The sequence below is a fragment of the Planktothrix sp. FACHB-1355 genome, assembly GCF_014748295.1.
Classification (GTDB): domain Bacteria; phylum Cyanobacteriota; class Cyanobacteriia; order Cyanobacteriales; family Aerosakkonemataceae; genus Aerosakkonema; species Aerosakkonema funiforme_A.
In genome coordinates this window covers 1-14,977 of record NZ_JACJUP010000038.1, presented here as the reverse complement: position 1 = coordinate 14,977, position 14,977 = coordinate 1, and the positions used below count along the sequence as shown (strand labels likewise).

Annotated in this window: 15 protein-coding genes; 6 read left to right on the top strand and 9 right to left on the bottom strand. The window is 44.7% G+C overall.

The window, feature by feature from the left end; all coding sequences use genetic code 11:
* Nucleotides 1–285 precede the first annotated feature (285 nt).
* From H6S82_RS03850 to H6S82_RS03830, 5 genes are all read right to left on the bottom strand, one after another.
* Entirely contained in the window at nt 286–459 is a 174-nt protein-coding gene (locus tag H6S82_RS03850) for a hypothetical protein (RefSeq protein ID WP_190467589.1), read from the bottom strand.
* Nucleotides 460–717: 258 nt separating this feature from the next.
* A complete protein-coding gene (locus H6S82_RS03845) occupies nt 718–1,080 on the bottom strand; it encodes a hypothetical protein (RefSeq protein WP_190467586.1) in 363 nt (120 codons plus the stop codon).
* A 454-nt stretch (nt 1,081–1,534) separates the two neighbouring features.
* Nucleotides 1,535–1,789, bottom strand: coding sequence for a hypothetical protein (locus H6S82_RS03840; protein WP_190467583.1), 255 nt, complete (start codon nt 1,787–1,789; stop codon nt 1,535–1,537).
* Between the two features lie 344 nt (nt 1,790–2,133).
* The gene (locus H6S82_RS03835) at nt 2,134–3,312 is read right to left on the bottom strand and encodes a M20 family metallopeptidase (protein ID WP_190467578.1); all 1,179 of its coding nucleotides are present in this window, start codon (nt 3,310–3,312) and stop codon (nt 2,134–2,136) included.
* A 195-nt stretch (nt 3,313–3,507) separates the two neighbouring features.
* Nucleotides 3,508–5,091, bottom strand: coding sequence for a calcium-binding protein (locus H6S82_RS03830; protein WP_190467576.1), 1,584 nt, complete (start codon nt 5,089–5,091; stop codon nt 3,508–3,510).
* Here H6S82_RS03830 and H6S82_RS03825 point away from each other — a divergent pair.
* The 3 genes from H6S82_RS03825 to glmS all read left to right on the top strand — a co-directional run bounded on the left by H6S82_RS03825 (nt 5,083) and on the right by glmS (nt 8,735).
* Complete coding sequence (locus H6S82_RS03825; protein ID WP_190467574.1) at nt 5,083–5,451, top strand: hypothetical protein; 369 nt, start codon at nt 5,083–5,085, stop codon at nt 5,449–5,451. The two genes, H6S82_RS03830 and H6S82_RS03825, sit on opposite strands and share 9 nt — an antisense overlap.
* Before the next feature lie 799 nt (nt 5,452–6,250).
* Nucleotides 6,251–6,496, top strand: coding sequence for a photosystem I iron-sulfur center protein PsaC (gene psaC / locus H6S82_RS03820; RefSeq protein WP_015175986.1), 246 nt, complete (start codon nt 6,251–6,253; stop codon nt 6,494–6,496).
* A gap of 337 nt (nt 6,497–6,833) precedes the next feature.
* Complete coding sequence (gene glmS / locus H6S82_RS03815; RefSeq protein ID WP_190467571.1) at nt 6,834–8,735, top strand: glutamine--fructose-6-phosphate transaminase (isomerizing); 1,902 nt, start codon at nt 6,834–6,836, stop codon at nt 8,733–8,735.
* Between the two features lie 178 nt (nt 8,736–8,913).
* Here the strand turns inward: glmS and H6S82_RS03810 are convergent, their stop codons facing one another.
* The gene (locus H6S82_RS03810) at nt 8,914–9,132 is read right to left on the bottom strand and encodes a type II toxin-antitoxin system HicA family toxin (protein WP_190467568.1); all 219 of its coding nucleotides are present in this window, start codon (nt 9,130–9,132) and stop codon (nt 8,914–8,916) included.
* A 67-nt stretch (nt 9,133–9,199) separates the two neighbouring features.
* Nucleotides 9,200–9,442, bottom strand: coding sequence for a type II toxin-antitoxin system HicB family antitoxin (locus H6S82_RS03805; protein ID WP_190467564.1), 243 nt, complete (start codon nt 9,440–9,442; stop codon nt 9,200–9,202).
* Between the two features lie 166 nt (nt 9,443–9,608).
* Here H6S82_RS03805 and H6S82_RS03800 point away from each other — a divergent pair, with 166 nt between their 5' ends.
* From H6S82_RS03800 to H6S82_RS03790, 3 genes are all read left to right on the top strand, one after another.
* Nucleotides 9,609–10,199 carry a Uma2 family endonuclease gene (locus H6S82_RS03800; RefSeq protein WP_190467561.1) on the top strand — a complete coding sequence of 197 codons (591 nt, stop codon included), beginning with the start codon at nt 9,609–9,611 and terminating at the stop codon, nt 10,197–10,199.
* A 129-nt stretch (nt 10,200–10,328) separates the two neighbouring features.
* Nucleotides 10,329–10,580, top strand: a complete 252-nt coding sequence (locus H6S82_RS03795) for a UPF0175 family protein (protein ID WP_190467558.1) — start codon at nt 10,329–10,331, stop codon at nt 10,578–10,580.
* Nucleotides 10,573–11,070 (top strand): DUF3368 domain-containing protein, encoded by a 498-nt coding sequence (locus H6S82_RS03790; RefSeq protein ID WP_190467555.1) that lies wholly within the window; start codon nt 10,573–10,575, stop codon nt 11,068–11,070. Before H6S82_RS03795 ends, H6S82_RS03790 begins: the two co-directional genes overlap by 8 nt.
* A 212-nt stretch (nt 11,071–11,282) precedes the next feature.
* Here the strand turns inward: H6S82_RS03790 and H6S82_RS03785 are convergent, their stop codons facing one another.
* A complete protein-coding gene (locus tag H6S82_RS03785; protein WP_191056026.1) occupies nt 11,283–14,198 on the bottom strand; it encodes a CHAT domain-containing protein in 2,916 nt (971 codons plus the stop codon).
* A 279-nt stretch (nt 14,199–14,477) separates the two neighbouring features.
* Nucleotides 14,478–14,837 (bottom strand): hypothetical protein, encoded by a 360-nt coding sequence (locus tag H6S82_RS03780; protein ID WP_242056810.1) that lies wholly within the window; start codon nt 14,835–14,837, stop codon nt 14,478–14,480.
* Nucleotides 14,838–14,977: the final 140 nt, after the last annotated feature.

The following is a 14,977-nucleotide window of genomic DNA, read 5'->3' as shown; positions in this document are numbered from 1 at the left end:
CTAAAGTCGCTTATCGACTTATCCCCATGTCTAAAGCCAGGGGCTTGCGTCTCGCTTTTCGGTCAAGGGTTGGTTGCTAGGACAACAAGCGCAACCTTTATTTGGCATTCAGTGGAATACTTTATGGGAAACGCCCCTGTCAACGCTGCGAAATCAGTTGAATATCAATTTATAAATTGGCGATGCTGTAGCGATTTATTTAAATATTTGAGACGAGGATAATATACCAGTAGCTAATCATAAACGAACGGGAACAAATAATAATTATTGATTTATAATTACTCTTTAGCGCGTTCCCGCACCTTGGCTGGAGTCGGGGCTACCTTGATTGGGAGGCTCGTAATTCTCTAGCTGCATCGCTTTGCCGGAGCTTATCGTTGCTAAGCTGGATTCGACATATACAAATTGAACTCCCACAATTAAACTAAATACGCCTATAATTTTAAGTAGAGAACCCATAGCATTCGCCTGAACTGAACACTATATAATATCCGGTATTGATTGGGGGCTCTCAGTGATAAATGAGTTAATGTAAATGTGATAATAATATAAAAATTTAGTGATGTATTTACTGTGGATAACGTGACTGGATCTAACAAATATAAGTGATTCAGATCACAAGTAAAAGATTTACTGAAAGTAAATTTGGTGCAGATGGGTCATTTTCAGCACATAGCGCGGTTATTGCGAGAACAGGGGGGCGTCCCCTTGCTCATCTTATTTCTCGAATCCAAAGCCGATCGCAGCTTTCGATCGCATTATACCGAACCATCGACTGATGCTTTTGGGACGGGCGATCGTCCAGATATTGATGACCAGACAAATACTTCCCAGACACAGCAGGATGTAGGTAGGGGCCATGACCACCCCGATCGCCCACCAGGTAAATACGTGCAGTATCATCAATAAAGCAGGAATCCAGGCAATTACAGCAGCTCCAGCTATCTGCACTTGCGGGCGATCGAGTACTGCCAGAATCAGTGTCTGCAAAGTCAAAACCAAGTTTGCAGGAACCAAAAACGCACAAATAGCAACGCAGTGGGCGCGTGAAAACTCAGATAAGGTATTCAAATCAATCATATAAATAAATTGGATAGGACACGAGAGATCGAGGTAGACTTTATTTCTTTTTTTTGGGAGTCCAAACGTTTGTGAACATCATCAAAAATGCGCCCAGGACAATGACGATCGCCAGAGTGACCGCTATTATATTCTGCCAATCAGTAGTTTCCATTTGCTTGTTGGGGTTTTCAGAGCCATATCGAGACAGGGATTACTTTAACCTAGCTTAATTTCCGCAAAAGCTCAACCAATCCGTAAGCATTCAGCTGTCAGGTATCAGCCCAGAGCTTTGGGAGGAATTGACTCGAAGCAGTTTAACAAAGGCTACGGAAACTTAGGCGCTCTCGGTCGCATTAGCTGACGGCTGACTGCCCTACGGTGAATAATTACACCAATCCAGAAAATACAAGGTTGTTCTCGCTGCCCATTCTGGCCTTAGCATAACGGGCATATGGATGAAGGGAATTTCCTATTAAAGCTCTGTTGGCGTTTCAGGTGCGATTTCAATTCCCCCTTTTTCTTTTACTGTTTGTCGATCTGTAATCAAATCACTCAATTCGTGAATTTCTACCCCTATATCCTCACAAGCTTGCTGTAGTTTTTTCTGAAAAGTATTCACATCTTTTCCATAGCCACACAGATGAGTAGCGGTTTCAATTCCCTGCTTTGCATTGGCTTTAGCACAGTCGATCAAATCCGTACCGAGAAGTGGTGTAGGTGATGCCATACGATCGAATATTTCTCCATTTTTGCATTACCAGTACCTTAAATAAAAGCAAGGATGCGCTGCATCCCTCTGAGGAATTAGAGCAATTTGGCTTGATTCCTTCTCGTTGGGTATATCTTCAGAGAGGTAAATCCAAAAAACCAATATAAATTTAACCCTGGTAATATCACTATTGAAAAAGTTTAATTAAAAATTAAACATAATTGGGCGTTCATTTTTAATTTTTACTCCCTGACCGCCGTAAGACGATCGATCGCAAGTTACCTGTTGTTCTTTTCTCCCCCACTCTCCCGCTCCCCCACTCCCCCCAAAGCATACATATTCTTTGCGCGGTCAGGGAGTAATTAATTATCCTGCCAGTATTTGCAGGCAGCATAGGCGAGAGTGACAACACCGGTAACGATCGCAGATTCATCCACCTCAAACTGAGGATGGTGTAGGGGGTAATTTTGTTTGTCTTTCAAGCCGACACCGAGACGAAACATCGCACCGGGAACGTATTCGAGATAACGAGAAAAGTCTTCCGCGCCTAATGAAGGTTCGGGTAAAATAATGACGCGATCGCTTCCCCAAGCTTCCCTTGCCGCCGTTTCCAACATCTGATTCAGGAGAGGATCGTTTTGCACACCCGGCACGCCCTGCCTGTAGTTTAATTCATAGCTAGCACCGTAAGCCTGACAGACATTGGCGACAATTTGTTCGATCCAGCCAGGTAAGGCTTGACGGGTTTCTGGGTGCAGCGATCGCACAGTTCCCAGCAACTTCACTCGATCGGCAATCACATTCGGCGCACGTCCGCCAGAAATTTTACCAATAGTTAGCACTACCGGGCGCAAGGGATTTTGCGTGCGGCTAATCGCTTGTTGGAGAGTAGTAATTACTTGTGCAGCGATCCAAATAGCATCGATCGCTTCGTGAGGTCTAGCGCCGTGACCCGATTCACCAATAATAATAATTTCCAGATCGTCTGCCGCTGCTGTTAAAGCACCGTACCGGATGCCTACCGACCCCCCCGGAATCGTCGGGAAAACGTGAACGCCAAAAATGCCGCGTACCTTATCCATCACCCCATCTTGCACCATCCAGTTAGCACCTTGGGCAATTTCTTCTGCCGGTTGAAACAGGAAGCGAACATTACCCGCAAACTCTTCTCCCAGTTCCGCGAGAACCATTGCCGTTCCCAAACCGACTGTAGTGTGAACATCGTGACCGCAGGCGTGCATAACTCCCGCTTCGCGAGAGGCGTAATCGAGGGTAGTGCGTTCCTGAATGGGTAGGGCGTCCATATCCGTCCGAATTGCCAGCAGTCCAGCATCCTCCTTTTTACCCTCAAGTTCGCCGATGACTCCGGTTTTGCCAACTGCTTCTTTAACGTGGAGACCGCAGGAAGACAAAACTCCCGCCACATAAGCAGCTGTTTGGTACTCTTGACCGCTTAATTCTGGGTGAGAGTGGATATGGCGGCGAATTTCAATCAGACGCGGTGCTAGTTTGGTGGCGATGTTTTTGATTCGGGTAAGCATGAACTGTTGGGTTTAACAAGCGAAGCTGTTTACAAATATTAACCTCGAAAACAAAAAGCGATCGCACCAATTTTCGGTAAAAGTGCGATCGCAAAAGAGGGATGAATGACCTATCGCCTAAATTTTCCGATCCTGCTTGTAGAAATCCCCTGATTCTTGGCATCAGGGGATAACCCTGAAGACTTTGAGCAAGTCTTACATCATTGCAGCCATCATTCCACCACCCATCATCGGATTGGTGCCGCCGCCACCGACGACATCACTTCCACTGCCGCTAAAAGGAGGAGGAAGCTCATCGAGAGACTTCATTCCCTTATCGATCTGCATAGCGAGTCCGGGAGGCAGACCCTTAATCTTAGCGATCGCTTCATAGTCCCCAGTTTCGATCTTAGAACTGAGCTTAGTAGAAGGTAGCCCGTTCGTACCGACTGTGATGTTGTCCGCAGTCAGCTCGCCATTACTGAACAGGGTGATTTTGTATTCCTTGCTGAACTCAAAGACGGTGAAGTAAGTACCGCTGCTGGATTGACCGCTCTTGAGGATGTCGTCCAACACCTCTTCTGCATCCCCATAGCCAAAGTCAGCTACACATAACTTGTCTTTTTCTGCATCGAAGTTGTAGATGGTGTAGTTACCACCAGTTAAGGTATCGGTGCTGCCACCACCGGACATGGTATCGGTGCCGTTACCACCGGACATAGTATCGGTGCCGTTACCACCGGACATAGTATCGGTGCCGTTACCACCGGACATAGTATCGGTGCCGTTACCACCGGACATGGTGTCGCTGCTGCTCTTGGTATCTTTCGGGCTGTTAGTGATCGCAAAAGTGTCTTTGCCAGTGCCGCCCACGAGGGTATCTTTACCAGTACCGGCATAAAGGACAGTACTCTTGCTACCGCCGATCAATACGTCATTGCCATCGCCACCGAAGAGATAAGCATCGGCAGAGCCACCGTAGAGAACATCGTTACCTGCCTCACCAATTAGGTAAGCGCTCCCTTCACCTGCGATGAGTACGTCATCTTCTTTTCCACCAATCATCAGGTTGTCGCCCTTGCCACCGATGAGGACGCCGGCACCTTTGCCTTCCTCAACTTCGAGCAAAACATCTTCGTCATCGGTAGCGATGATGATTTGCTTGTTGCCACTACCTGTACCGCTTCCTTCCAAGGCAATTTTGAGCAAACCTTCTTTGTCGGTAGCACCATCAAAGTCAGGAGATGCGATGTAACCTTTATCTTTACCTTCCAAAAGGTATTCCTCGAAGGCGTTAGTATATTTACCCTTGTCGAGGGAATCTTGTACGCCTTCATTCAGTTCCTTGTAAAGTTTGAAGTCGAACTTCTTACTGATAGTACGCTCTTCTTTTAACCCAAAGGTAACTAAGTGTTGGTAGACGGTGAATTCGCCACTCTTAACAGCGTCACCGACATCTTTATTTTCTTGTAGGTACAGATTGACATCGATCAGGGGGTTAAAGGCACGATTCTCTTTGGTTCCATAGGCATTCCAATGCTGGAACACATTTGTAATAGTCCCTTTTGTAACTTCGTCGGCGACATCTTTATTCTGCTTTAGGTACTCTTCTCGATCGAAGTAGGCGTTGGGGATTTCGCCTGCGGACGCACCTTTTGTAATGTAGTACTGGAAGGAGCTGGAGACGTCTCCTTTCTCGATCGCTTTCTTAACATCGTCTTTCTTACCATAAAACTTGGCGTCAAATCCAGCGCCGACACTGCGACCGTCTTTTTCTCCATATTTAATGGCGTGTTCCAAGTAACCGACTTCACCTTTAGAGGCGGCATCCTTTACATCCGGATTAGCTTCCGCATATCCTTTGACATTGAAGTAATCGGTACCGAGCCCGCGCCCCTCTTTGTCGCCGATCTTCAGAATGTGATCGATCGCTGTGGCTTCGCCAAATTCACCTGCTTTAATCGCATCGTCAACATCTTTATTCTGTTCCCGGTATTTGACAACATCAATCGCTTCGCAGGGGTTAAAGTCCTCCTTCTTGCCAATTTTCTCGTAGTGTTCTTTGGCATCCTTGACTTTCCCTTCTTTCTTGGCCTTGTCGATCTCCTTCTTATACTTTTTGCTGTAGTAACCTTCGTCAAAAACGTCTTTCACACTTAACGACATACAATCTCTCTCCCGCAAATAAATTTTGACAACGTTTTATCTTCTGTGCTTCTGTTGAGTACAGAAGGGTAGATACGTTACCCCGAATTGACGGTGTTTTAAAAGACTGGGTTCCCACTTCCAAAAAATTATTTTTTTTGACTTTGCGATCGTTTTTTAGATGAAAATGGGAAGTATACCAGCCATTTCTAGCGGTATATTTGTGCCAGTAATTTTCACAAGAAAGCTAGTATAGATTAACACGATTATCGATTATATCTACCCTAAGATAGATACCAAAAGTATGAGGATTTTATGTCCAGCCAAACTTACTATTTTCAATTTCGGCGTATAGTTCTGGCTGGATGCAGCATAACCTCAAAATGATTAAGAGTAAGCGATCGCAACAGCAAGTAATTTTTAAGTTTTCGTAAAAATCTCAGGCAAGCAGAGGGAGAGGGGTTAGGGGTTAGGGGCTAGGCATTAGGGGCTAGGCATTAGGGGTTAGGGAAAGTCAATCATTCAAAAATTCCTCCTCTTCTCTCTTCTCTCTCCCTCTTCCGTCTCCCTCTCCCTCTTCCGTCTCCCTAATCCCTAGCCCCTAACCCCTAACCCCTTTCTTTTGACTTTTAGCTCCCCCGCTCCCCCGCTGGGTCATGAGCGTGTATTACGTTCTTTAAAGTTTTGCTGACTTTTGCACAAGTGGCTGAAAGCCCTGCGGTAAACTAAGTCTCGATCCTGAGAAGCTTATCGTTCAAATCTGCCCAAAGCAGATACTTGCAGTTGTTGAGCCTTCATTTGGAGTCTTTATTCCATGTCTCATTCCGTAAAAATCTACGATACCTGCATTGGCTGCACTCAATGCGTCCGGGCTTGCCCAACTGACGTACTGGAGATGGTTCCCTGGGATGGCTGCAAAGCCGCCCAGATTGCCTCATCTCCCCGTACAGAAGACTGCGTAGGCTGCAAGCGGTGCGAAACTGCTTGTCCTACTGACTTTCTCAGCATTCGGGTTTACCTGGGGGCTGAAACGACTCGCAGTATGGGCTTAGCATACTAGACAACTTCTTTGGTACTGACTGCTAAATGCCTAGTGTTGAGTGGAGATTGTGCGATTTTTATGGCCTGTTTTCGCTCTTGACTAGGTGTTTGGCTAATTTGCCCCTTATGCAGCCGATAGGGGCTAGGATATCCGGAGGAGTGAGGGTGTGGCGAAAAGGGGGAAAGGCGGAACCATTATGTACATTTTCTGTGGCTCCCCCGCTCCCCTGCTCCCCTACGCTCCCACTCCCCCGCTCGTCCCTCATTCAGGCTTGACGTTATCCGGATAGCTCAGTAGCTTTGAGCAAGTACGTCTTATGAGACGATCGCGATCGAAGTATAGGAGTTGCGGCTAAATGTGCGGAATCGTTGGCTATATAGGTACCCAAGCAGCTAGCGAAATTTTATTGGCAGGATTAGAAAAACTGGAATACCGGGGGTATGATTCTGCTGGCATTGCCACAGTTTGGGAGGGTGATGTTCATTGCGTGCGGGCGAAGGGGAAGCTTCAGAACTTGCGGGAAAAACTAGCAGGTAATGAAAACCCAGCCCAAATTGGCATCGGACACACACGCTGGGCTACCCACGGCAAGCCAGAAGAGTATAATGCACATCCTCATATGGATACTGCCATGCGAGTGGCGGTGGTGCAAAATGGCATTATTGAAAATTATCGGGAGTTGCGCGAAGAACTCAAAAGCAGAGGACACAAATTCCGTTCGGATACGGATACAGAGGTAATTCCCCACTTAATTGCGGAATTTTTAGCCCAATCTGCGACTGCCACTCCCGCCCACTCTCCGTCTCGGTTAGTGGAGGCGGTGCGACAAGCTGTGAATAAACTGGAGGGGGCTTTTGCGATCGCAGTTATCGGTGCAGATTATCCCGATGAGTTGATCGTAGCCCGACAGCAGGCTCCTTTGGCGATCGGTTTCGGATCGGGAGAGTTTTTCTGCGCTTCGGATACACCGGCGATCGTACCCTATACTCGCACGGTGCTGACACTGGAAAATGGCGAACTCGCTCGCCTGACGCCCCTGGGAGTTGAGGTTTACAATTTTGCAGGGGACAGGCTCAGAAAAACTCCCCGCACGCTCAACTGGAACCCCATCCTAGTCGAAAAACAGGGTTTCCGTCACTTCATGCTCAAAGAAATCTACGAACAGCCGGGAGTAGTGCGGACTTGTTTGGAAGCATATTTAAACAGCGATTGGCATTCTTCTAATGGTAAGCCGCCAGTTAACTTGTCTCTGCCTGCGGAACTTTATACAGACTTAGAGCAAATTCAAATTGTGGCTTGCGGAACAAGTTGGCACGCTAGTTTAGTTGGTAAATATTTGCTGGAACAACTAGCGGGAATTCCCACCACAGTACAGTACGCTTCTGAGTTTCGCTACGCACCGCCACCGCTAATGCCAAATACCCTGACGATTGGGGTTACCCAATCAGGGGAAACAGCAGATACTCTAGCTGCTTTGGCAATGGAAAAAGAGCGTCGCATGAATCAGCCGCCGCAATTTAAACCGCGACTGTTGGGGATTACTAACCGCCCTGAAAGTTCTCTCGGTTTGTTAGTATCTCACCTCATCGATACTCACGCGGGGATTGAGATTGGCGTGGCGGCAACTAAAACATTTATTGCACAGTTAGTGGCGTTTTACTGTTTGGCAATAGATTTGGCTTATCGCCGCCAAACTTTGTCTGCTGATTCTCTAGAGAAAATTCTGGAGGGTTTGCGCTTGCTTCCTGCGGAAATTGAAATGATTTTAGAGGTTCAGGAGAGGTATATCGAAGAGTTAGCCCACGGTTTTGTGGATACTCAAGATTTTATCTTTATCGGTCGGGGAATTAATTACCCAATTGCTTTGGAGGGGGCGCTGAAACTGAAGGAAATCAGTTATATTCATGCGGAAGGTTATCCGGCTGGGGAAATGAAACACGGGCCGATCGCATTATTAGATGCTAAAGTACCTGTGGTGGCTATTGCTATGCCCGGTGGCGTTAATTACGAGAAAGTTCTCTCCAACGCCCAGGAAGCCAAAGCCCGCGATTCCCAGTTAATTGGGGTAACGCCGAAGGATGAGGGAGAAGCAGCAGAAATATTCGATCGCCTTTTACCGGTAGCGATGGTAGATGAAATTCTCTCTCCAATTGTGACGGTAATTCCTCTGCAATTATTGGCTTATCATATTGCAGCACGTCGCGGTTTAGATGTGGATCAACCTCGCAATTTGGCGAAGTCGGTAACGGTGGAATAGTTAATTATTAGGTACGTAGTTGCGCTTTAGCGCTAAAGCGCAACTACATACCTTCACCTTCCTTTTCACAACCCAACAAATGCGGAAATTTAAGCTTTTCGATAAAGTCACCTTGTTACCCTCTTAATGGGGTAGTGCAGTCCATATTTAGTTGGTAATTATCTTTAGCTTTATTCCTCTATAAATTTTGCCATTCATCTTGTGAAATTCCTGCTTGTTTCAAAATTCTTCCTAGCAAACTCTCTCTAATATCTCCTTGATGTGGGTTGGGAATACGAACTCGGAGACCATCCCTGAGCATAAATTGGTGTTTTTTCCCTGAAAATGGGCCTTCAAAGCCAGCAGCACGCAAAGCTGCAATCAAGTCGCGGCGGGAGATCGGGCCAAAAGGTGGCATTATTTAATACCCTCAAATTAGCGTAACCTTATACAATTACCAAAAAATAAACGGAAAAATTTGGGCATTAGGCAACAGATTCGACTTTTAAGGTTATGCCGTCGAATTCCGGCAATTGATGACCCATAGCAATCCCAATCAGTATCCATTCCTCCAGCACTTCTAATAGTTCCTTGCGACAGCTTTCCAACGTACTACCTGTTGCCCATACACCAGTTGCACCAGGAATTTCGCCATAAAAGCCTTCACCTTCTTCAAGCATTTCGTAGTGTGCCGTTTCCATCGCTTTCTGAATATATTCCTGAATCATTCTCAACCTCTAATTAAGTCGATCGCACTATTAATTACTGCTTCTAATCATAGCCAAAATATCGGCAATTTGCTATAATAAAACATCAAAACTTTAGAACATTGTTTAATTGATATAAATAGCCGATCGCATTTAAAATTTACCCAACTAAAGCAGGAGTTTTACTATGGTAGTCAATCCCGATCGCAAATTTATGACTCCCCAGGAATATCTCGACTGGGAAGAACAACAACCAATTAAATACGAATATATTAACGGCGAAGTTTTTGCGAGGAGTAAGGAGGCGCTTGGGCATAATTCGATTATCATTAATTTAGCTTCAGCCCTCAACTCGCATACCAGAGGTAAAGGGTGTAGAGTATTTATGATAGGTGCTAAATTGGGTGTATCTGAAAATGGTTCTTTTCACTATCATGATGTAGTGGTAACTTGCGATGAAAGGGATAAACGAGCTATTAAAGCAATTTATTATCCTTGTTTAATTGTGGAGGTACTTTCGCCAAGTACGGAAAGTTTCGATCGCGGTAAAAAATTCCAACAATATCGTCGTATTTCCACTCTGAGAGAATACGTTTTAATAAGTGCGGAAGAAATGATGGTAGAATGTTTTCGACTGAATGAAAAAGGAAGTTGGGAACTTTCTACTTATGCAGAAGGAGAGGAAATTTATTTAAGTAGCGTGGATTTTCGGTGTGGAATCGAACTTTTGTATGAAGATGTAGTCTTTGAAGATGCAGAAAATGAAAAAGCGATCTGATTGTAGGGGCGGGTTTAGCAGATAAACCTTGTGTCAAATAAACAATCTCTTAACAAAACCCGCCCTTACTATATAATACGAATACTTTTTTAAGCTACAATGTTAATATATACAACTCTAGAATTAACTATGAGTACAGTTCAACTCGAAATTCCCGAAGAAGTATTAATTAGCCTGAAAGAAACACCCGCAACGATTGCTAGAGAAATGCAAATATTAGCGGCTGTTAAACTATTTGAATTGGGTAAATTATCATCGGGACGTGCTGCACAGTTAGCAGGAATGCCGCGAGTACAATTTCTGCTTTTACTAGGAAAATATCAGGTATCGCCGTTTTCTTTAACAACGGAAGAATTAGAGCGAGATGTGCAAAATGCCTGAAACTACAGTCATTGTTAACACATCGCCATTGTTGTATCTTCATCAAGTAGGACAATTACAATTACTTCAACAATTGTACGGTAAAGTTACAGTTCCTACTGCTGTACCGCAAGAGTTAGAAGCTGGAAAGTTGTTAGGAGTAAATGTTCCTGAAATCAATTCTTTCGAATGGATTGAGGTTCGCCCAGTTGCGTCAATTGCTCTTATACCTGCTGTAATTGATTTAGGACAAGGTGAAGCAGAAGTATTGGCGCTTGGGTTGGAAATTTCCGATCCTTTATTGATTTTTGATGATAAATTAGCTCGTCGAATCGCCGATTTATATAAGTTGAAATATACTGGCACACTTGGCATTTTAGTCAAAGCAAAACAAAGAGGTTATCTGGATTCTGTTGCACCGATTATTGCGATGCTTCAAAGTCAAGGAATGTGGTTAAATGACAAGATTATTAATGATATTCTAAGATTGTGTGGAGAGGTGGAGCCATAATTTGACTGATGATACCAACCAAAAACCCCATCTGCGTTCATCCGCGTTTATCTGCTTTCATCTGCGTTGAAAAAAGCCAAATGTCTGATACCAACCAAAAACCCCATCTGTGTTCATCTGTGTTCATCTGTGGTTAAAAATAACTTTAATTGAACCACGAAGACGTGAAGGACGCGAAGAAGAAAACGAAGAGGATAAAGAGGGATTTAGTATCATTTACTGTCTGCTAACTGTTGAACTCTGGCAATGATTTCCCTCACTGTTTCAGATCCGGGAGATTGGATATGCTGCAATATTTCTAGAGATTGCTGTAAGTAATTTAATCCTGTTTCAAAGTCTCCTTGTTCGGTAGCAGCTAACCATCCTAACCATTGTAATGTCATCGCTTTAGTTTGGATGTCGCCGATACTTTCAGTAATAGTTAAAGATTGTTCGTAAAGTGCGATCGCACCAGCAATGTCTCCGGTGTTGGCTTTGAGTCTTCCCAGTTCGTGCAAAGTCGCCGCTTTAGTTTGGATGTCGCCGATACCTTCAGTAATAGTTAAAGATTGTTCGTAAAGTGCGATCGCACCAGCAATGTCTCCGGTGTTGGCTTTGAGATACCCCAGGTTGTGAATAATTGCTGCTTTCTCTGTTTCGTCTTCTGCTAGACAATTATCTAAGGCTTGCTGATAATAGATTTTTGCTTGAATAACCTCGCCTAATTCTTGCTGAGATCTAGCTAACTCATGCAAAATTCGATAGTTTTCAGCTATTTCTAAAGTTGATTTACATAACTGTACAGCTTCTCGAAATCTGCTTCTATTCTTCCAATATCTTGCTAGAGTAGCTGCCATTTCAACAGCAATATTTTCTACATTTCCTCGCAACGCCAACCGATGAATTTCTAGCCGTTGTTCCTCAGTAGAAGTTTCCGACTCCTCCCACCAAAGACGATACAACACCTCAGCAGCAAGCCGATTCAAACTTTCCCCATTTTCCGGTAACTTTAAAGGCAAAATGCGCGGAACTCGTAGCGACGCATCAGGACTAACTTCCAATAATCCCAAAGCAACAGCCCGATTTATCTGCCCTGACAAATTCGGGATAGAATCGCAAACAGCCGTTAGCGCCGCTTTTGGTACAGGTAACTCAAACACCAGTCCCCGTGATAACATTTCCTGCATCGGTTCATCCATCAGTTCCAGCAAAGCTTTAGCTAAAACCTGTTCCCGCAAGTCAATCCGCTTGCCTTCCATTTTGGTGAGAATTTCCGATACATTTTCAATGGAAAGAAGTTCTAAACCAGCGCCACTCATCCCACTTTTACCAGAATTCCCCAGTACCTTATCCAACCATTCCAACAACCGAGGATTTCCATCTGCCAATCTTTTCCCTTGCGACTGCAACGCCTCATCTACCTTAACTTCCCCACTAAAAGCAGCGAGGCGACTGCACTTTTTTCTTAAATCTGCCCCCTGTAGTGCATCCAAAGGTTGCTTATAAAAATACCGCAACTGGGTAGATTCAAAATCGTAACGACTGGTAATAATTAAACGGTGACGCGAGTTAGTTTCCCGAATCGCCCAAACTAACGCTTCTAAAACTCTCGCCGCTTCCGTTTTCAGCACATACCCACGATCACGCGGTTCTAAATTTTTATCCTCAAAATCATCCAACACCAGCAAAAACGGCTTTTCCCCTTTTTCTTCCAATTTCCCAAACACCCGCGTTAAGCGAAATCGCAATTCCTGATCTTCTTTTTGTACTACTTTCTGCAATTCTTCAAATTCCACCAACTTTTCCGCCAAACGATTCACTAAACTGGGTTCATCGATGCGCCCTACCCAAACAATTCGCTCAAAATCGGGTAATCTGTCAGATAACCTAGCTGCTAAACTACTCTTACCCAAACCACCCATCCCATGAATCAATACTCCCACTTCTTCGGGTGATTGAGTTAGCGCCCGCAAACAAGATTGTAACTGACGGCGACGACCGACAAAACTCTCACGTTTCGGGACTTTTACCTTTCCCGTCGTGTCTAAAAACTCCGTAGCAACGGAAGCGGGAGGCGCAAGTTTTCTTCCCCTCGTTCTCAAAGACGTGACTAAGTTTCCCGGTAAACTCTCTGCTGCATACAACCGCAACAAATGCCAATCTCGCGCTTTGATTTTAATTAAAGTTTGGTAAGTACAAGCAACAGCTTCCGTAACTTGCTTTCCCGCCGCTAACTCTTGATATAAAGTTGCTGCTGCTTCCTTCGCTTCTGAATCTAAAACTTTTTGTCCCCAACCTAAAACCGCTTTCCCACCCAAATTCAGCAATTCTTCCGCCATCGAAGGTACTGCGCCAACTTTCCCCGCTTGTCCAGTGCGACAACCTGAGAGGAAAATTAGTTTAGGCATTTGGAATTGTAACTCTTTGGCGATATCTTCCGCCGTCGCATAGTAAGCTTCGCCAATTTCGGTTTCCGTAACAAAACGCGCCCCGGCATCGGTTAGGTTAGCATGACCTGTGAGGTGGAATACGTCAAAATATCCTTTGCCGTAATTATCGATTAAATAACCCAACTCGGACAAACAACCGCTTTCTTCTACTATTAAATTTAAGTGTTGTCTAGCTTGCGCCGTCGCCTCCAAAATTCGACCTTCTTCCGCCTCAAAGTCGAGTATCGGTTCTACTTTTAATGGCGATGTTGCCATAAATAACAGGTTCAACGCCCGATTTTCCGGTGTCGCTTCGATGGTTAATTTCTTGACTGCATCGGATGATAACCAGCGTACCGGAACAACTCCGGGTATTTTCTGCACTAAAAAACTGTTTCCATCGTGCAGCACTTCCCAAGGCAAATGGGCGAGGTTTTCGGCTGTCGCAATGGCTAAAACTATGCCGTCTCGCTGATGTTGGTTGAGGAGTCTTTGGAAAAAGCGATCGCTCCCATCTAACCAGTTATACAGCTTTTGTCCGGTTTTGGCGTAGTCCTCCGCTAGGCGAACATAATAATCCTGTTCGGCTAAGTTCAGTAAGTCAGCGATTTCTGTGAGGGGAAGTTGTCGTCTTTGATATTGGTTTGGGTTATCGAGAAAATAACGCAGTTCTACATATTCGCCTGCTACTTGTTTTAGGTCTAGGTGCAGGATTTGCATTATATATAGATGTATAATTTTTTTTATTTTGGCATTTTGGAGTGCGATCGTCTACAGGATAGAGACTTTGTAGGGGCGAAGCATTCGGGCGACAATTTATAAAACTCAACCAAGATCTAACAATCCGAATGCTTCGCCCTGTCTCGGCGCAAAATTGATATACAGGTTGTCTGTGGGGGAGGGCGAAGCATTTGGGTACAAGTATCTTTAGTGGGTTTCATAAATTGTCGCCCAAATGCTTCGCCCCTACAGTAATTAATTCGCCAACAACATTGGCCCTCAACTTTCTAAAATTTTCTGAATTTCGTCTAATGTGGCGTTCTGCAAAAGTAGCCGCTGGCCATTTTTTCCGACAATTAGCACTTTCTCGATCGTTTTCCCGGATTTTCCTTGTTTGTATTCTTGATACCATTTGCGAATCTGTTCGGCGATCGCGATCGCACCTCCGACAATCCCTATAATAGTGGCTATGGTGGCTAAGGTTCCTTCCCGTTCTACTTCGCTGTCCACCTCGTAACTGCCGGATATTCCAGAGATGGAGAGCAATTCTTCGGTAGCTGCGATCGCATCTTGTCCCTGAACTTCAATTAAAATATCTGCCATTATTTGTTCCAATCTATATAGCCTATTGTAAGGCATAAATGCGATCGGCTCAATATTTAAAAGGAATATTTCCGAGTTTGTAGGGGTGAAGCATTCGGGCGACTATTTTTGATAAAAATCGACAATTGATATATCCGAATGCTTCACCCTGTCTTGGCGACAATTGATGTATTACG